Raw genomic sequence first — 18,334 nt, 5'->3', positions numbered from 1 at the left:
GATTTCTATCTCTTGCAATACTATTTGCAAAAGTATAAAATCAAATCCCGGAAAAATTTTATTCGCGTAATGCATTAATATAAACTAATTTAAATCATGTCTGAGAAAATTTCTTTGGACAGTAGTGATATGGAAAAAGTATATACGATTATCAGCAGGGGACGATGCTTTTCCTCGCCCCCGGTCAGGTAATGGGATCTGAAGATGACGGGCAGCTGCACCAGCCCGAAGGATGGGTTGTTGCATTTCATCCCGAATTTCTGCGAGGTACACCATTGGCGCATATAATGAAAGATTATTCATATTTTTCTTACAATGCCAACGAAGCCCTGCACCTTTCCAAACAAGAAAGACGGACGGTTATAGAATGTATGGAAAAAATTCGCATTGAGCTGCAGTATCCTATCGACAAGCACAGCCGTTCGCTCATCGTGGATAACATCAAGCTGCTGCTTGATTATTGCATCCGCTTCTACGACCGTCAGTTCATCACCCGCGACAATGCCAATCACGACCTGTTAGCGCGTTTCGAGGACCTTCTGGATGAGTATTTCGCCTCTGATGCCCCTGCAAGGCATGGAGGGATGCCGACTGTGCAATATTGTGCATACAAACTTTGTCTTTCCCCGAATTATTTCAGTGACCTGATGAAAAAAGAAACGGGAATGCCTGCCCTGAAACACATCCAGCAGAAAATGCTCGATGTCGCTAAAGAGCGGGTATTCAATACGGCGAAGTCCATAAGTGAAATATCCTATGAACTTGGATTTCCATATCCGCAACACTTCAGCCGTTGGTTCAAGAAAATGGCCGGGTGTACGCCCAATGAATACAGAACCGCAAATTAGCTTTATTTTTTATTTTGTGAATGACTGACCAGTAAAACACCGGATATGACAAGTATGGCCGAAACCGGTTCATCCCAGCTAAAAATGTCCTGCCCGATTAAAATGGCAACGACAGAAGCTATAATAGGCTGTAGGTTGATGTAAATGCTGGCAGTGGTGGGCTGTATCCCCTTGAGAGCGACGGGATATAGCAGATTGTTGAGAACAGTTGCCAGCAACAATACGAATACAAGCTGGAGTAATGGTTGCCAACAGAACGCGGACTGATAAAGCGGTTGCACGTACAATTCATTTATACTGAACGGCAGCATGGACAATGCTGCAAATAGGAACATCCATTTTTGAAGTGTGACAGGAGAGTATTTTATCGCCACTCTTCGGATGATAATCAGATAAAATCCGAGCATAACTGTATTGACGATGGCGAAAACAATGCCAAGTATATGATTTTCAACGGATGCGGCAATATCCATTTGTGAAATCAAGACCCATGCTCCTGCAATTCCCAACAGAACACCTGTCAACTTCCGCCGGTTGATAGCTTCTTTTAAAAACAATACGGAAAAGAGCATAACTACGATTGGATTTAAGGCGACAATAAGTGCGAAGTGAACTGGTGTCGTATAATTAAGTCCCCACGCAAAGGAAAGATAAGTACAAGCAACACCGGAAATACCGCCCAAAGCAATCACCATCAAGTCTTTGGCATTGACCTTTTCTCTCCTGAAAACAAGCCCGATCGTCCAAAATATCAGCGTGGCGAATAAAACACGAGAGGAGGCAAGCCCAATCGGTGTCATCCACTCTGCCAGGAGCGATTTACCGACAGGTACATTCAAACCACAAATAATTTGTGTCGAAAGCATGGCGATATGTCCGTTCAACCCTTTGTTCACATGGATTTATCTGTTTGATAGAGAGTGCAAAGATACGACTTTATTTTCATAAACTCCCGTCGAAACTGCGGTAAAAGACTGAAAGGATTTTATTGTTGTTTCCGTAAAAATGGTTGTATCAACCGGGCTGTCCTCAAGGAAATATTCGCAGATATACTGTCCGAAAAACAGGTTCGGGAGTTTATCTCCAAAACGGAAGATGCAGGTATTATACAAAAAAAGGGGGACTGGTAAATGTACCCGTTATATAAAAAACACCTGATTTCCCTTCTTTTATGTAGGGCCGCAAGAAGCTGATTTTGAACTATAAGATTTTCACAATAGATAGGAAACGCCGAAACGTCCGCAATAATCACGGAATCATTGCAGGCGTTTTTTAGTTCCCTCATATCGGAATCTGGCTTTCTATTTAGTTTCCCGTTTGTTCAGCACGTCCTTTATCATTTCTTTTACCTCCATTCCCACATTCACGAAATTCCGATAAAGAATGCGTTCCTGTTCCTCCCTCGACTTGAACGTGTGGAACTTCAGTAACGGTACATACGCCGCTTCCCCCTTCTTGATTTCCTTCATGTCGAAATCCGTTTTGCAGAAGAACTTCGAGGTCTTAAACTCCTCCGCTTCCTGTACGTTCATTGAGCCGCCTATACCGGTTTTTGTTTGGATGAAGTCCTGAGCCGTCTGGCCATATATCCAACCTATCTGCCTTTGTATTGAAAAGTACCCATATCAGCAGGATTTTGCTCTCTATTACTTAATGATGTTGTTCTATTTTTGCAGCCTGTAAATCAACGATATGTAATAAATGGATTATATCGACAAAATATTTAAGACAGTATCAATTAAGGATAGCCGACGGATTATTGAACTTTATTTTCAGGAGCTGTATTGTTTTGCGCCACTTTCCAACAAAGCCCTCTCTCAAAAATTACTCTTGCCGGTACCTATCGTGACCGCCATAAAGAACGAAGGTATCAGGCTGGGCATATTGGAACAATGCAGCGGAGGCGTAGGGCTTACTCATAACGGAAAGGAGTATGTGGAACAAGCTCTTGGATTCAAGGGGATTGACCTCTGCCTGTATCGCCGACTGGCGGAAAGCGAACAGGCAAGGGACGCATACGCTGACGCGCTGAGTAAAAAATACCGTGCGGCATTCGACGAACGCCCCGTAGCGGATGTAGCACTGGACCAAGCCCAATGTACCGTACAGACAGCATTCCGCAGGGCTTTGCTCTGCTTGGCAAACGGCACATTGACAGGCAGACAAATCGTATGCATGGGCGATGATGATTTTGTCAGCCTTGCCATCGGGTTTCTGCTGAAAGAACTTTATCCCGGTCCAAGCATCTGCCCGACACACATCCATGTACTTGAGATGGACGGTCGTTATATCGAGTGTCTGGAGCGGCTGGCCGGACGGTTCGCCCTGCCGATAAGTTGTGAACGGGTGGATTTGAGGATGCCTCTGCCTCCGCATTTGTGCGGGCGTTTCGACTGCCTGTTCACCGATCCGCCTTATACGCAAGAGGGAGCTTCCTTGTTCCTGTCACGTGCCATTAGCGTACTGAAAGAAGAGTCCGGATTGAGAATCTTTTTCTCGTTCGGGAACAAGTCGGCAACGGAGGTTTACTTTCTGCAAAAATGTTTCCAACTGCACGGACTGGCCATCAAAGAGATGTTCACCCGGTTCAATGAATACATGGGCGCATCTCTTTTGGGCAACAAAGGACAGCTCTTTGTCCTGGAAACGACAGAACGTACACGCGCCTTGTTTCCTCTCGAAAAACGAGGGCGCGATGACATCTACACCGCAGACCGCAATCTCCGGCAAAACCGTTACCGCTGCCGGCAATGCGGCAAAGTCTATGCCGTGGGGAAAGAGGCGGAATATCAGACCATCAGGGAGTTGAAAAAACAAGGCTGCAATGTATGCGGAGCTACGGTTTTCGACAGACTGCACAAAAACGGGAATACGGATAAAAAGCAATACCTTCCCTTAGGGCATCACATCCTTGCAGACTTCTACAACTGCGACCCGGAAAAACTGGACGATGTGGAACAGATTCGCACATTCATGCACGAAGCGGCAGTAAGTGCCGGAGCGACCATAGTACAGGAAAACTTTCACAAATACGCCCCAGTGGGTGTGAGCGGTGTGGTGGTCATCCAAGAATCCCACTTGACCATACACACGTGGCCGGAGTGTGGTTATGCCGCTGTCGATTTGTTCACATGCGGCACCAATGTCCGTCCGTGGACTGCTTTCGACTATTTGCAGGAGCGGCTCGGATGTGCGAAAGTGGAATACAGCGATTTGATACGGGGAGCCTATGAGCGGCTAAGCCTGTTGCGGTATTCGGAAACGGAACAGCCTGCCGTGCGGCGGAAAAAGCGGCAAAGGTACGACGCGTCTTCGAAATGGAACAGACGGGCCAGGTCTTTGACGGACTGTTCTGTGTTGTCCAAATAGCGTTTGAGTTCCGTTACGACAAACAGGTCAATGATTTCCTTCGGAGTCCGCTGTTCTATTTTGCAGGTTATCTTATAAAGGTAATCGGTCGTGATGCAAAGCCTGTCCGCATAATATCGTACATCTCTTTTTACATGGAAATTCTTAGCCAGCAGTGACATGAACTTGCCGAACAGCACCCTTGACTGATCCTTTTGATAACACTTGCCCAAGTCGGGAAACATCGGCTTGAACACAATATCTAAAGCCAGAAAAACATTGTAAATGCAATTTTGCAGGATGTTTTTCCGGCTTTCTTCATCACCGTTCTCCATCGCCCATATCATCTGCTTGAACACTCCGTCTGCCAATGAGTATTGTGCTTCCGAAAGTCGGCAGACCGGATATTCATACAGTCCGTCCCAAAATGCGGGGGAAGTCATTTTGTAGAAAATCTCCCCTGTCAGTTCCAATGACAAGGATATATATTCTGCCGTGAATGAAGGAGAAACACACAGCGGTGCAAATAAGGTGTCCGAAAACAACACAAGCAAATCACCTTTGCGGAATGTCCGTTTTCGTGTATTGGTGGTTACGACAGCCCGGCCTTCAACGCATAACAGCATGGTACACCCGTTTGCCACGAAAGGCAGTTTACCTGACAAGTCACGCAGGCTTGTTCTTCCGTGTTTGTATTGTTCGCCATGCGAGAGAGCAAAACTTTGTATGCCGGACGTTATCATAACAATTTCCTTTCCATCGTTACATGGGTTGGCTCGAAGCAATGCTTTTTATACAAAGAGCGCATCGGTACGTTCCCGGCATGAACCTTGCCGACAATATAAGCCGCCTTGCACTCTCTCGCATATTCTATGCTTTTTTCAAACAGGTCGTCTACAATTTGCATTCCTCGAATGCACTCATCCGCATAAATGGACTTGAAGTTGGCATAAACCTCTCCGGTCAGGCTGTTCTGCTTTTTCTCCATCCATACCCAGCCCACAATTTTACCGGATTCCGTGTCTTCTATCACGATCATTCCGCGTCGGTCTTTTGCTTTGGCTAATTTCTTGCAGTGGAACTCGAGGTCAGTAATAGCCTTTTCTCCGAATGAGATTTCAGAAATTTCAATTTCAAATTTTGCCACCGCTTCAAAGTCTTCCTCTTTTATTTCTCGCATATTGTACATGATTCCAAATATTGTTTTTCCGTTAACACCAATCTGTCCGGCATGATGCCCATAAAAACTTATCCCTTCTTCGGAAATAAGAAGGTCTGTAGCTTTTCCAATCCCGCCTTGTGCTTTTGAGGATTGCTCTTTTTCAGCTTGGCAATGTTCTGTAATTTCCATTTTACGGACGGATAGCGGCTTAAATCTCCGGCACAGCATTTTTCCCAATCGGGTTCGCCGTTTTCAAATGACAGAAGAAATTCCCGGTCTGTTTCGGTCAGGCTGTCGTTTACCTGCTGAATGAGGTTATGCCTTGCCTCTTCATAATCCGAATAAGTGAATGGAGTATCGGACATTCCCTCAAACTGCTTTTCCAGTGCTTCCGTCTGGTCGATGGCGTTCGGCTGCAAAGATTCGATGACAGGCTTGTCGCTCCCCAACAGGCAAAGCATGAAGCCGTTCTTGACATCATGAAACGACGCCATTTCCATATACTTGCAATCGAACAGGTCCCGTGGGTGTTGGCGGCTTAATGCCGCTGCAATTTTGCCCCCGTAAAGCTGCGAATAAGAAACTGTACGTGCTTTACAGGTCATATTGAACTCCGTTTCAGCCCGTTCGCACAGTTTCCTGTCCTCTGTCTCTCCGATGATACCCCGCTTTGTCCCGTTCACTTCGATTTTGACGGTCGCACCGTCCAAAGTACATTGTAATTTCCAGACATCATGCTTGTGGATCACTTTTATGCCCGGTATGGATTTTTCTATGTAGCTTTTCAAAGTTCGCAGATGGTTGTTGATTGCGTCCAGACTCTCGGCCCTTTCCTTTACGGGAATATAGGTGAGGTCTATATCGACTGAATAGCGAGGCATGTTTTTATGAAACAGGTTGATAGCCGTACCTCCATGCACAGCAAAATCTTTGATGCGGTACACGGACGGCATAATGCGTATCAACAATGCCACCTGTTTTTTATAGATGTCATTCATATTCGTTCAGTTCTTTAGGTACGGTTATTTTGTATTTGGAGATATAAATCCCGTTTTTTGACAGTTGCAATTTGGAGGTTCCCAGTCCTATTTTGGATGTATCAAGTGCCTCGAACCAATAGTGTCCCGCTTTTTCTGCCATATAAAGGAACATACGCTTTACTTTAAGGTTCTTGGTCGTTTCGAGCAGTTGCTGTAGCATTTCGGGACGCAGCGTTGTCAGTTGTTCCATCATATAGAACAAGTCCATATAGGAATATTGTTGCGGTGCAAGCAACAGACATTCCAAGAATGCCTGTTCAGGTGTAGAAACCAGCAGATCCACTTCGTATTTCACAATCGTTGCGGTCTGCGGTTCTGAAAAGGTATCGGTGGAAAACGGTTTTATCACCCTGTCGAAAACATCGTGGCGTATCCATTCCGGAACACGCTGTTTGCCGTGTGCCACCATCAGCAACGGTTTCCCCATAGGCACATAGTGGTTGAAGCCGAACAGTTCCAATGCAGAATGAGCTGCGACACGGAACGTCTTGCCCAATTGCCTGTTGTAGCAGGACAATGCGGCGTATGCCGACAGGCTGTCTCCCGTTCGGTACATGACTCCCTTTGACAGCATCTCAAGCCAGCCGGATTCCCGGTATCTTTTTATCAACTGGTCGGAATAACCGTTCCTTTTCAGCCATTCGGAGAATAACAATCCTTTGGGAGTGGCGGAAAGCAGCAGTTGGTTTATTTTGCTTTTTTGTTCTATATCCACAGTATATGATTTGTTTTCTTTTTCAACTGCAAAGGTAGCATTATTTTCCGTTCCAAAGGTCTTGAAAGTTGATTTTGTTTCGGTATAATATACTTTTTGTGTAGTATTGAATACCAAAACCAACTCCACAGGATTTTCCAAGATACCGGAAACGCCAAAACGCCTGCAATAATCGCGGAATCATTGCAGGCATTTTTTTTACTTTCCCTCATATCGGAAACAGGTTTCTTATTTCGCCCCTCGTTTGTTCTGCACGTCCTTTATCATTTCTTTCACCTCCATTCCCACATTCACAAAATTCCGGTAAAGAATGCGTTCCCGTTCCTCTCTCGACTTGAACGTGTAGAACTTCGGCAGCGGTACATACGCCGCTTCCTCCTTCTTGATTTCCTTCATGTCGAAATCCGTCTTGCAGAAGAACTTCGAGGTCTTGAACTCCTCCGCTTCCTGCACGTTCATCGAGCCGCCTATGCCGGTTTTTGTTTGGATGAAGTCCCGTGCCGTCTGGCCGCAGATCCAGCCCGTCGGCATATCCGAGATTTTCGAGGCGGGTACGAGGCTGTCCATATTTTCGTTCAGATTGATGGAAGTCTTGTCCCGGTCTATCGTGACACCCTTCTTGATTTGCACCACCTTGCCGAAGATGTCGCTCGACAACCATTCCAGCGTTTCCTTGGCACGGGCCGAACCGCTCACCACGTTACCCACCGTCGTGATGATTTTCTGCATACCCACTTTCCCGTAATCCGCTTCGAGCTGCGGCAGTTCTTGGAAGCCGAGCGTCACGCTCACCTTGTTGCTTCGTGCCGTGCCGATCAGGCGGTCTATCTTGTGGAAGTACAGCGTCGGCAGCTCGTCCACGATAATGCTCACGGGGACATTTTTGCCCTGTCCCGTATTCACACGGGTAACGAGGCGGTTCAGGATAAGGGCGTTCAACGCTCCGATAATGCTTTCCATTTCCGGATCGTTCGCTATCAGCAGGTAGCTCGGATTCTTCGGGTCGCTCACTTTCAGGTCGAAGTCATCACCGTCACGGTGGAATATCCAGTAACTCTCTTTGGTCGCCAGACGAGAGGTATAGACGCGCAATGTACCGATCATACCTTCCAACTGTTCCATCGCGCGATTTTTCAAAGCGGTCTGGAACGGACCGAGCAGCGGGGCAACCTCGTTGTCGGTCTCCAGTACCTCGAAGATGGTCTGGTAACTCTCGTTCAGGAACGACAGGATATGCGGCATATCCGAATACTTGCCTAACCAGTAGGCAGGTTCAACGATTTCCCCGCCCTCTTTGGCGCGTACCACACCCGTCGGTTTCCAGAATTTCGTCTCCGGGTCCTGCCGTTTTTCAGCGTACAATTTGTTTCCTTTGGCATCGTAAGGCTCGCGTTCATAGTTCACGAAAAAGTAGATGCAGGCGGCGAGGAAGTTCACAGCCGAAGTCTGGAAAAACTGGTCGCTGCCGCCGCCTCCCTCTTTCTTGCCTTTTTGCAGGGATTCCAGCAGCGTTTCCGCCGTTTCGCTCGCCGCAGCGAGGTTGTTGATGTATTTTGCCTGAATTGGATTTACCCGGCGGCTGTACTCCACGTCCACGAAGTTAATCATATTGAATTGGCAGCCTTGGGGCAACTTTCCGAGCTTCTGGTTTTTCTTGTAGTGGTAGTACAGTTTCGTGGCCAGCGTCGGGAACTTGTAGTCATAGACCACCATCGCGAACCCCTTGGCCGAGTGCTGTCGGATAAACGGCTCGATGATACTGAATGTCTTGCCCGACCCCGGTGTTCCGACTACCCATGTTCCACGAAAACAGTTGGTTATATTGGTCCAGCCTTTACGGAACTTGCCCTTGTAGTAATATCGCATGGGGATATTCACGCTGTACGGAGTCTCTATCAGTTCCTCGCATTGCTCGAAACTTTCATTCTCGAAATTGAAACGATCCTTCATCAGTCCCTCTTTGAGGAACTTGGAGATGTTATCCAGTGCGACATGCACGAGGATAACCCCCGTGAGCGATACCGCCATATAGAGAATAATGTTCAGCGGCAGCGTGTAGAACCGCGTCTCCATCGGATGACCGAACAGCCATACGGACAGCACTAACAGGGCAAAGCCGCTCACGAGCGGGTACAAGACCTGCCGCCGGGCGTTGAATTCCAAATGTTTCTTGGCTCTGGTGCCGATACAGGTAATGCAGATCAGCAGCACCGTGGCGACCTTGCTGTACACGAGGTTGCCGTCGTTATAGATGGCCCACCGTTTGATACGTCCGTGAATGTCGCAGAGTATGCCGCCCCAGTGGTCCAGCATGGCCGGGTCGATGGCATACTCGAAAAACTCCATCAGTACGGAGACATACACCACCGCACGGAATATCCGGTAAAATCCCTGTAATTCCTTGCTCTCTTCCATTGCTATGTCAATTCTTTTTAATACCCCAGAGGACGTGGATGTGAGGCCATTGCATACGGTTATCAGCGGAAAGCTGGCAGACATGGGAAACTGCATATAGAGGTTTAAGCCCGTCATATATTGCAGAAGCCCGTACTTCCGCTGTAAACTTCTCAAGGAAAATCCGGACGGCATTGTCAGAGCCATAAGTCATGAAATCAATGAAATCTTCAATCAATTCTTCATTGACATAGCAGAGCTGACCTTGGAAAATATCATGGTAACGGCTGATACGGCCGTTCCATTCTGCCCGGATTTCTTCCCTGCGATTCTTTACGGAGGGAAACCTCTTGTAGCAGTCTATTCCATCGTCGAGGAATATGAAATTACCGGAAACGTCCTCTTGTTTAGGACATTTGCATCTTAACAGATACCCGAAGAATCCTTTGTCCGGATGTACTATATCCACATACTGTGGTGCTTGAAAATCTTTAATTCCGTTCATAATCATAAATTCAGTTGTTGATGGTTATAATGGGACGCACTTTATGCGCCTGTGTCTTGGGCGTTTCCTGCATGGTTCCGCTGGCTGTCGAGTAGAGCCATGCTTTGACTGTCTGCTGTCCTTCCACCTCCGTCGATGTCCAATACCAGCACTCGTCGGCCTCGGTCGGCAGCGGGTCGCCGCCGCATTTCTCGATAATCGGATTGATGACGGTCTGTGCCGAATACAGCAGACGCATCTGTGCCACCGAGGGGATATAGGCGCTCTGTCCGTATTTCCACAAGGCAAAAACGGCTTCAGCCATCGGCGAGGCCGTTTCTTCCGTATCGTACAGGGCGAACGTGTTCTCATTCCCGTCGTATGCAGCAATGTCCGCCGACGTACCCTGCTCGACACCGAGGCTGTCGGCAAAAGCCTTCGGCGTCATGTCCCACAGATAGACGGCATAGCCGTTTCCTTCCGTTTCCCCGTCCGAATAGGTATGGAAGACGACGGCAATCGCCTGTTTCCCGGAATTTTCATACTCGCTGTACGGCACGGCCTTGCCGTCCACGCAGAGGACATGTCCGGGACGTACCGTCTTGTCGGGTTCTTCTATATGTGCGTCGCAGGCAGCCAATGCCCCGGTTATGAGGAGAACCGGCACTACCTGGCACGTTTTTCTGATAGTGTTCTGTTTCATCTTTCCCTTATTTTATAGGTAGTTTAATACCGAGGGCAACTCCTGTACGCAGCACATCGGCCCCCTTTATCATCACGTCTCCCTTGACTTGCCAGTATAGCGTCCAGCCCGCCCGCAACACATAGTTGTGCTCGTAGCCGAAATGCAGCCCGACAAGGAACTTCCTCGTATCGCTTCCGCCCGAAGCCCCGATACGGAGGCTTCCGTAATGGTTGCGTCCCCTCGTGACGCAGGGTTTGTAAGCCACGCCGAAGCCGTAGGTACGGTAATTCTGCCAGAAAGATTTCGGGCATACATGCTTGCAGGATTCGCACTCTGCCCATTGCAGGTAGCCGTTGGCAAAGAACTCCCACGCATGGCGGTAGTTCATCTCGTGTTCGTAGGCCAGCGTCACGTCCAGCCCGTTCTTGTACAGCAGCCCCGCTCCGAGCGAAAGGCGGCCGCTGCCCCGTTGTGCATTCGCGCCGACGGCGAGGCACATGCAGGCAATCGTCAGGATAATCGTCTTTCTCATTGTCATTCCTCCTCCAGCAATGCCGTGCTGAACGAATCGGCCGACAGCACGTCCTCATAGTCGATATTCAGGCTGATAGCACGCCCGCTGATTTGTTTCTCCGTCATCTCGATGGTCAGTACCTTGTCGTTCGGGAACGTCATTTTCCTGACCACGACCACATTCCGGTAGCCGTGCCGGAACGTCTTGCCCGTCTCCAGCACCAGTTCCGGGACCAGTTCGATGACTTGCGCATTAGTCGCTTTGGTCAGTTTCTTGTCCGCCAGCTTCACCCGTATCTCGTCAATGTCGAAACGTATGTTCGTCCGGTTCTCTATTGAGAAGTCGATGAAGAAATACTCTCCCACGGTGTAGATGTTGTTCAACCGCATGGTCATGCGGTGTGCCTTGGTGGCGACGTTGCGGATCTTCGCGGGCGAGTTCCAGATACGCCGGGCGAAGCGTGTCATCTCCACGGTGGACATCGAGACCGCCGGGTTGTGGTAGGCGTTTCGTTCCTGCAACTGGATTTCCTTGTCAGTTACCGCCTCCCGCACCCGTGTGGTGTAGAGCAGTGCATACTGCGTGCGGTAGCGTTCCGTTACGATGGTCACTATGGCCAGCACCTCGCCGTCCTCGTGTCCGCCCTCTTTCGGTTTCAGGCGGACGATGTTATCTATCGGCTGGTCACCGACAACCTTATCGGTGGAGATGTCCACGAAGCGTACCGGTTCCGAGGCCGTGATGACCGTCGTTACCTGTTCATTTACCGTAAGTTGTTCCATCTCCTCGTAGGTTCGTTGTGCCTGTACATTCGGCGTTCCCAGCAGTCCTGCCGCCAGAAGAAATGCCGTTACGATTCCTTTTTTGTCCATGTCATTGATTTATTGATTTTGTTTTTCTTCCCTTATCTCTTTTTCCTCTTGTGCTTTGTTCCTGCATTCCAGTTCCTCCTGAATCCGCCGTTCGGCAATCTCGCAGTACACCTGTTCGATTTCAAATCCGATGTAGTGTCGTCCCGTGCGGATAGCGGCCACGGCGGTTGTGCCTGACCCGATACAGTTGTCCAGTACAACATCGCCTTCGTCGGTGTAGGTCCGTATCAGGTACTCCATCAACGCCACGGGCTTTTGTGTCGGGTGGTAGAACGCGCCTTTCTTGTGTTCCTTCGGCATGAAGATGACCGAGGTCGGATATTTGTCATCGGCTATGCGTACCGGTGAGAGTTTCATCGTTCCGTAACAACGGTTGGTAAATCCCTCCGTTTTACGCCTCCCGTGATTTCTCCGTTCCGGAGGACACGGTGTCATCTGCGGATGATAGACCGGCTGTTTTTTATAGAATACCAGAATATCCTCGTGCTGCCGGAGCGGCATACGTTTGGCATTGAGATGTCCCGTCACCCGATCTTTCTGCCACACGAGGTTGTACCGCCATAGCCGGGGTTGCGACAGCATGAGCCATGCGGAGAAAAGCCCCTGTCCGAACAGGATAATGGGGCTGTCCGGCTTGGTAATCCGCCGGTATTGCTCCCACAAGGCTGCGAACGGTATCTGGCGGTCCCAGTTCACCGACGGATTGCTGCGATTTAACACCCCGTAAGGCAGGTCGGCGATTATGGCGTCCACGCTACTATCCGCTATCTGTTTCATGCCCTCCATGCAGTCCATAAGGTAAATGCGATCCGTCTCTATCATATTGCGTCTGTTTTCAGTTCTACAATTTGTCGGGCGCTCATCCAGGTACAGCGTTCCGTCCGGGTTTTCCGGATTTCACACTCCCAGAGGGTATTCTTCTCCACATGTTTGAAATTGACCGCACCGTCTCTCGGCCCGTAAAAACCGGTATGCTTCTGGAAGGCGAATAAGGCAATCCTCCGCCCGTCTTCTGCCTGAAAGTTGCATATCAGGGCGAATCGTACCCCTTTGTGCCACCATTCGGTACTTACGAGCTTCCCAACGAATGTTTCGGGCTTATCGGGAGCGATGTAGTCCTCGTAATAGAAGCCGTCCGTTCCCTTATGAAGTTTTGATATGTCTGATTCCATTGTCACTGCCCTTTTAGTTCCTGTTTTCCCGTCCGTTCACCAGATACACAAACGTCCCGTATTTCAGCTTCACCTTGTTTTTCTTGATAGCCTTGCTGATGGCGTTACTCGTTTTCTGGTAGGCATTGTTCACCGCCTGCATACCCCATTGGGCGAGGCTGTTACCGTATCCGCTGGTATTCATGTTCATGCTGCCCGACATGGCACTGCTCGCCACATCCTTGCTTGTCTCGCGGAACTGGCTGATGGGTACGTAAAGTCCTTCCAGCCCGTCCGTATCGTAGATTGACAAGCTGACCTTGACCAGTTCGTCCTCCACCAATATGCTGTTGATGCTTCCTTTTACACGTCCGGAAGAGAAACCGCTGACTGTGGCATACAGGTAAGTACCACGCCTGACCACGCTCTCGTTGATTTCGATGTCGTCCAGCAGGCGCAGCCGCACACGCGAGCCGTCCACGGCCTTGATGTTCTCGTCGATGATCGCCTTGATGAGTTTCGGTTCCCGAGCGTCTTTCGCCAGTGTGTTGAAGTAGTCCGAAGCCGTCTTTACCTTCTTCACCACCTCGCTTGCCTTGTCCGTCTCCGCAGGAGCTTTGACCGAACGGCTTTCCTCGTCGATGGTTCCCTTGGCCTGCGTCATCGTGTCCGGCGGAGCCGCCGTTGCGGTGCTGTCCGTTTCGGACGGCATGACCTCCCGTTGTCCTCTCAACCTCGCTTCGGCGAGTGCTTTTTCCAGTTCTGCGAGAGCCTCCTGTTCCCGCCTCTTGGCATCGGCCGCTTCCGCTGCCAGATCATTTTCCTTTTCCTGCCGGTCAAGCAGGGCGATGTCCTCTTCGGTGTACTGCGATTCATATTCCTCTTGGTTATTGTCCGGTTCGTCCCGCTCGATGTTGTCCACAGCGGAATAATCTTGTATCTTGCCCCATGATTTGGCCATGTTCTCATACTTGCTGCCGATACCGTCGCCACCCTTGATTTGGGCGTCCGGCAATTCGGGATTCAGGAACTCGGTCGTCTGGAGTGTCTTATCCTGTACCTCGACCTTCTCGGTATGGAACAGGTCGAAAAAGAAGTACGACGTGCCGAGAAGGGGAATATAGAGGATAGCCGGAAGCATATACTTTGGCTGCCTGAAATTAATTCTCTTGAAGATATTGTTCATTGTTTCCCTTTAATTGAGTTGCACATACTTGCTTATAGTTCTCTCAAACGGCATATTCATAAGCCTGCCGTTCTATTCCGGCCTTTCCGTACCACTTTCCTTCGTATCGAATCTTCGTACATGCGGTACGGAAAGCATCTTATGCCGTTCCCGGAGCACGGAATCCTGCATCTCCGTGGCCGTCCGGCGGGTCGGATGATGGCGGTACACCACCGTCAGGCGGTAAATATTCCATGTCAGCCCGCAGATGGCGAAGCCAAATACGATGACGAGAAACAGCGTCCGGTGCATGTTGGCGAAGCCCTGCACCTTGGCCGCAGCCTTGTCGATGCGTGTTGCCTTGGCGAAACGCCGTCCGGCATCTATGTCACGCTCGTAGCGTTCCTTGTATTTCGGGTCGTTCCTGTCCGGCATTTTTTCACCGAACAGCATACGTCTGAATCCTTTGATATTCATAGGGCTGATGGTGTTAATAGTTGCTTTTCGTCTTTTGCTCGATGTCCTTGTTCAGCAGTGTGCGCCAGTTCACGATGAGCAGCCCGTGCGGGTTGTTCTCCGTCCGGGGTACACGCTTGAGCTGTCCCGCCGTAACCAGTTCGCGCATCAGGATATTGCTGCGCCGTTCGATACGCTGCCGTCCGTAGTAGGTAAACTCCATCTTCTCCTTGTTGAAGGCGATACTGTCGCAGAAAATCGAAAAGACGGCGCTCGTTCCCAAGATGTTCGAGTAGAAACCTTTTTCCTTGAGCGTGTTGTACTGTGCCAAGCCCGTTTCGTCCACTAAGTACATCGCTTTCTCCATCGTGTAGCGGATGTACTTGTCGTCAGGGGCAAGCGTGAAAAAGTAGTGGTGGAACATCTCTACATGGCTCTTGGCTTCCACGTCGAGCGTTTCCTCCATCGTCGTGCGGCGTACCAGTATGGGCACGTTGCCGTCCAGCACATACACCTTCTTTTGAGCGTCCGTAACCATCATGCGGGCCGTCCAGATACTCGACATGCTGATGATGACGCACCCCACGAGAAAGGCGGTGCAGATAATTCCGACCAGTTTGATTTTGTTCTCTAAATTCTTGATGACCATTTTGTTTGAATATTTATCGTTACTTTGTTATCTCATTACCGTACCCATTGCGCCCGTCGCCGTCATTTTGGCCTGCTGCGCCACGCCCTCACCGAAGTTTCGGGTCGAGAACGCCGTATCGCCCTCCGGTATCATCCATGCCGCAAGGTCGGGAACGAGGTTCAGGCATTTCAGGGCCACGATGCTTGCCGCCATCAGGTAGCCGGCGGAGAAGAAGCTGTTTTGCAGGTAAGCCGCCATCGTCTGCTCGCTCGCCGTGATTGCCGTCAGGTTCTCCACCTGTATGCACAGCACGATGTCGAACAGCAGCAGCACGTAGAAGCCCACGAAGTAGAGCATCGCCCCGTAGAAATGCACCGTCAGATACCTCGTGAGCCACTTCGCCCACGCACCTTCCCATTTGGGCAGGAGCGAGAACGCCCACTGTATAGGGCCGAAGATGGTGAGCATTCCCAAAAGAATTTGCTGACAATAGATGGTAGCCCACCAACCGATTCTGAATACTACAAGGGCTATCAGCATGATGATTTTGTCAATCCCCACGATTACCCCCGAAGTCAGCGAGGTGAACCACAGCTTCGCCGCATCCTTCTCCATGTTCGTTACCTCGTCCACACCTGTCTGTTCCATCGTTGCCTCGATAAGGTTTGGGTCCGACGTACCCGTATGGGCGACATCGGCCTGTGCCTGCAGGGCAGTGTACATCGTGTCGCGCACGTAAATCAACTCCTGCACTTCCTCGAACTTGTCCGAGATTTGCGAGGCTTCGGCCTCGTACAGGTCATGTGTGTACGAACCGACGCAGTTCGGGATATAGGAGAGGAAATCTAAAAAGCACCAGTTGCTCCCGCTGTTTGCCATGCCCGTGTCTGCCGGAGGATACCACCAGCAGAGGATAAGCGACACGGCCAGCGGTCTGAAGAGCTTCATCACGTCCAAAGGCTCGTGCTTGACCATCATTTTGTACGCCATGCCTGCCGCCATGATGATGGCGAATAGGGCGGCCAGTGCCATGCACATTTGAAGAATCCACCAGAAGGGACCTTGCGAGCCGGTAAAGGTCGCATCGGTCAGAAACTCGTTGGTCTGAAAAATCACGTCGTCGATTTCCTCTTCCAAGAGGTCGATACCGAAATCCGAAAGAATATTTCCGTCTGCCATACGTTGTGTGTTTTTAGTTCTTTCTGTTTACCGTCTCGTCTCCGTCTCCCGTATCAGTTTCGCCGCCCGATTGCGCCCCTCGCACGGCGGAACGCGATTCGTTCCACCGGCCCATCGCCTCGCGGACGATACCGCCCTTGTCCAGTCTCCGGTCGGCGGTTGCATTCAGCAGCCCGTTCGCAACCGTGGCGTTCTGTCTTCGGGCAAGGTAGCCGACCAGAATCTCGTTCTGCCGTACCACGTCCTCGTAGATTCGCAGGTACTCTTTCTTCCGTTGTGCGTTGGGCATGTAGGCGTCCTTCGTAGCGTCAATGGCGCACTGGTAGACGTGGTAGTATTCCGTCCACCGCTCCCTGTCGTCCGTTGTGCCCCCGGCAAGGGGGATGCGGTCGATGTTGCGCTGAAGCCGTTCCATTTGAGCGTTTATCTTATCGCCCTCGGCCAGCCACGCGAGGTCAATCTGCCGGTCGGCTACATTCAGTGCCTCGATTTCGGCCCGCTTGACCAGTGCCGAGTCGATGGCTTCCGCCTCGTCTGTCTGGTTGTACAGGTTCACACCCGCCAGCGTGCGGAACGACAGTTTGTTCTTGCTTGCCGCCGACTTCTTGTACTTGTTGTGCAGCAGCGTGTAATAAAGTTCGGGCGACAGAGCGCCCGTACCGGTTTCCATAACCGTAATCTGGTTCTGTTTCGGCGAGTCATGGTTGTAAGTAACCGACTGCGCCTTGACACCGCTCGTTGCAACTGCTGCAACCGCCATGAGTAAGAGAGTTCTGTTCATATTAATTTCCGGTTATTCATTATTTTACAGTTATTTATATCGTATAGTCATACTTTTTTTGAGCTTCCTTTACTGTCATAAATATTGGTATTCATTCCTGACTCGTTTCTCTCCTTGCGAGAAATATGTCTCGTCTTTTTCAATGCAAATACATTTTCTATTCGTATAGATACAGGCAATTGCGGTGCTCATGCTCCCCGAAGCAAAATCAAGGACAGTATCTCCTTCCTTTGTGTATGTTTTTATCAGATACTCCAATAATGCAATCGGCTTTTGGTTGACATGAATCGTTTTGCCTTCCGATTCCGCTGTTTTGAAGTATATCACACTTCGTGGATATCTTGTCCCTTTGTTTTCATGCCTGAATGTAGGATTGGGTACATTGTTTATCCCTGTCCAATTGCTTCCTCTCTTCGTGCGGTTCCCGTAAGGCTCGCCTTCCTCCATGATTGGATAATAAGGGGTTCTGCCTTTGCCAAAGACACTTATTAGCTCATGTGCTTTTAGAGGTTGTTTTTTAGCGAGAAGAAAATTGCTTGCTTTTGACTTTTCCCAAACCCAGTCATATTTAAATTCATCTAAATTGCCGCAGCGTAGAAAGCTGCTGAACGGTTCGCTGCCAAATAAGACCGTAGGTGCATTTTCTTTCCTGACTCTCCTGATCTCTTTCCACATTTCCGGGAATGGTATTATTTTATCCCACTGTGAAGCTGTAATTCCAAAAGGGGGATCGCATAAAACCAAATCAATGCTTGATTCCGGAAGAAAAGGCATCACTTCAAGACAATCGGCCTTATATAACGTAATGTCTTTTGCAAAAACAATCTTTTCCATTGCATCAATCTGAATGTCTTTTTATCCCTTGGTATAATCCCAATAGGCTTGTTTGTACTAAAAATTCTTTCTCTG

The 18,334-nt window shown here is 49.5% G+C and carries 18 protein-coding genes and 3 pseudogenes; 2 read left to right on the top strand and 19 right to left on the bottom strand.

Features of this window, described 5'->3' with window-relative positions:
- Positions 1 to 128 precede the first annotated feature (128 nt).
- Positions 129 to 848 (top strand): annotated as a pseudogene (locus C1A09_RS12880) (helix-turn-helix domain-containing protein); the annotation flags it as partial.
- A gap of 2 nt (positions 849 to 850) precedes the next feature.
- On the opposite strand, the gene C1A09_RS12875 reads toward C1A09_RS12880, so the two are convergent.
- The gene (locus tag C1A09_RS12875) at positions 851 to 1,744 is read right to left on the bottom strand and encodes a DMT family transporter (protein WP_007569300.1); all 894 of its coding nucleotides are present in this window, start codon (positions 1,742 to 1,744) and stop codon (positions 851 to 853) included.
- Positions 1,745 to 2,149: 405 nt separating this feature from the next.
- Positions 2,150 to 2,443 (bottom strand): annotated as a pseudogene (locus C1A09_RS12865) (type IV secretory system conjugative DNA transfer family protein); the annotation flags it as partial.
- A gap of 106 nt (positions 2,444 to 2,549) precedes the next feature.
- Here C1A09_RS12865 and speD point away from each other — a divergent pair.
- Positions 2,550 to 4,061 (top strand): annotated as a pseudogene (gene speD, locus C1A09_RS16560) (adenosylmethionine decarboxylase); the annotation flags it as partial.
- 14 nt (positions 4,062 to 4,075) lie between these two features.
- On the opposite strand, the gene C1A09_RS16440 reads toward speD, so the two are convergent.
- The 17 genes from C1A09_RS16440 to C1A09_RS12775 all read right to left on the bottom strand — a co-directional run bounded on the left by C1A09_RS16440 (position 4,076) and on the right by C1A09_RS12775 (position 18,259).
- Positions 4,076 to 4,939: a helix-turn-helix domain-containing protein gene (locus C1A09_RS16440; RefSeq protein WP_007569291.1), complete on the bottom strand. Its 864-nt coding sequence runs from the start codon at positions 4,937 to 4,939 to the stop codon at positions 4,076 to 4,078.
- Complete coding sequence (locus tag C1A09_RS12850; protein ID WP_007569289.1) at positions 4,936 to 5,385, bottom strand: GNAT family N-acetyltransferase; 450 nt, start codon at positions 5,383 to 5,385, stop codon at positions 4,936 to 4,938. Before C1A09_RS12850 ends, C1A09_RS16440 begins: the two co-directional genes overlap by 4 nt.
- 59 nt (positions 5,386 to 5,444) lie before the next feature.
- Complete coding sequence (locus C1A09_RS12845; protein WP_007569286.1) at positions 5,445 to 6,356, bottom strand: nucleotidyl transferase AbiEii/AbiGii toxin family protein; 912 nt, start codon at positions 6,354 to 6,356, stop codon at positions 5,445 to 5,447.
- Entirely contained in the window at positions 6,349 to 7,113 is a 765-nt protein-coding gene (locus C1A09_RS12840) for a type IV toxin-antitoxin system AbiEi family antitoxin (RefSeq protein WP_032571833.1), read from the bottom strand. The genes C1A09_RS12845 and C1A09_RS12840 overlap by 8 nt, the downstream gene beginning before the upstream one ends.
- 228 nt (positions 7,114 to 7,341) lie before the next feature.
- A complete protein-coding gene (locus tag C1A09_RS12835) occupies positions 7,342 to 9,528 on the bottom strand; it encodes a type IV secretory system conjugative DNA transfer family protein (RefSeq protein ID WP_007569281.1) in 2,187 nt (728 codons plus the stop codon).
- 7 nt (positions 9,529 to 9,535) lie between these two features.
- Positions 9,536 to 10,018 (bottom strand): hypothetical protein, encoded by a 483-nt coding sequence (locus C1A09_RS12830; protein ID WP_007569279.1) that lies wholly within the window; start codon positions 10,016 to 10,018, stop codon positions 9,536 to 9,538.
- Positions 10,019 to 10,022: 4 nt separating this feature from the next.
- Positions 10,023 to 10,694 carry an Lcl C-terminal domain-containing protein gene (locus C1A09_RS12825; RefSeq protein ID WP_007569275.1) on the bottom strand — a complete coding sequence of 224 codons (672 nt, stop codon included), beginning with the start codon at positions 10,692 to 10,694 and terminating at the stop codon, positions 10,023 to 10,025.
- Between the two features lie 7 nt (positions 10,695 to 10,701).
- Complete coding sequence (locus C1A09_RS12820) at positions 10,702 to 11,214, bottom strand: hypothetical protein (RefSeq protein ID WP_007569273.1); 513 nt, start codon at positions 11,212 to 11,214, stop codon at positions 10,702 to 10,704.
- Positions 11,211 to 12,062 (bottom strand): conjugative transposon protein TraN, encoded by an 852-nt coding sequence (gene traN, locus C1A09_RS12815; RefSeq protein WP_007569269.1) that lies wholly within the window; start codon positions 12,060 to 12,062, stop codon positions 11,211 to 11,213. Before traN ends, C1A09_RS12820 begins: the two co-directional genes overlap by 4 nt.
- 9 nt (positions 12,063 to 12,071) lie before the next feature.
- Entirely contained in the window at positions 12,072 to 12,884 is an 813-nt protein-coding gene (locus tag C1A09_RS12810) for a DNA-methyltransferase (RefSeq protein ID WP_007569267.1), read from the bottom strand.
- Positions 12,881 to 13,234: a hypothetical protein gene (locus tag C1A09_RS12805; RefSeq protein ID WP_007569266.1), complete on the bottom strand. Its 354-nt coding sequence runs from the start codon at positions 13,232 to 13,234 to the stop codon at positions 12,881 to 12,883. The genes C1A09_RS12810 and C1A09_RS12805 overlap by 4 nt, the downstream gene beginning before the upstream one ends.
- Positions 13,235 to 13,247: 13 nt before the next feature.
- Positions 13,248 to 14,399 carry a conjugative transposon protein TraM gene (gene traM / locus C1A09_RS12800; protein WP_007569265.1) on the bottom strand — a complete coding sequence of 384 codons (1,152 nt, stop codon included), beginning with the start codon at positions 14,397 to 14,399 and terminating at the stop codon, positions 13,248 to 13,250.
- A 72-nt stretch (positions 14,400 to 14,471) separates the two neighbouring features.
- Positions 14,472 to 14,855 carry a hypothetical protein gene (locus C1A09_RS12795; RefSeq protein WP_007569264.1) on the bottom strand — a complete coding sequence of 128 codons (384 nt, stop codon included), beginning with the start codon at positions 14,853 to 14,855 and terminating at the stop codon, positions 14,472 to 14,474.
- A 13-nt stretch (positions 14,856 to 14,868) separates the two neighbouring features.
- Complete coding sequence (gene traK / locus C1A09_RS12790) at positions 14,869 to 15,483, bottom strand: conjugative transposon protein TraK (protein ID WP_007569263.1); 615 nt, start codon at positions 15,481 to 15,483, stop codon at positions 14,869 to 14,871.
- Positions 15,484 to 15,510: 27 nt separating this feature from the next.
- Entirely contained in the window at positions 15,511 to 16,644 is a 1,134-nt protein-coding gene (locus tag C1A09_RS12785) for a membrane protein (RefSeq protein WP_008655099.1), read from the bottom strand.
- A 13-nt stretch (positions 16,645 to 16,657) separates the two neighbouring features.
- Positions 16,658 to 17,425: a DUF5045 domain-containing protein gene (locus C1A09_RS12780; protein ID WP_007569261.1), complete on the bottom strand. Its 768-nt coding sequence runs from the start codon at positions 17,423 to 17,425 to the stop codon at positions 16,658 to 16,660.
- A gap of 75 nt (positions 17,426 to 17,500) precedes the next feature.
- A complete protein-coding gene (locus C1A09_RS12775; RefSeq protein WP_007569258.1) occupies positions 17,501 to 18,259 on the bottom strand; it encodes a DNA-methyltransferase in 759 nt (252 codons plus the stop codon).
- Positions 18,260 to 18,334 lie beyond the last annotated feature (75 nt).

This window comes from Bacteroides cutis, assembly GCF_900241005.1.
Taxonomy (GTDB): domain Bacteria; phylum Bacteroidota; class Bacteroidia; order Bacteroidales; family Bacteroidaceae; genus Bacteroides; species Bacteroides cutis.
The sequence above is the reverse complement of the archived record's forward strand: the minus strand, read 5'-3'. Positions and strand labels throughout refer to the sequence as shown.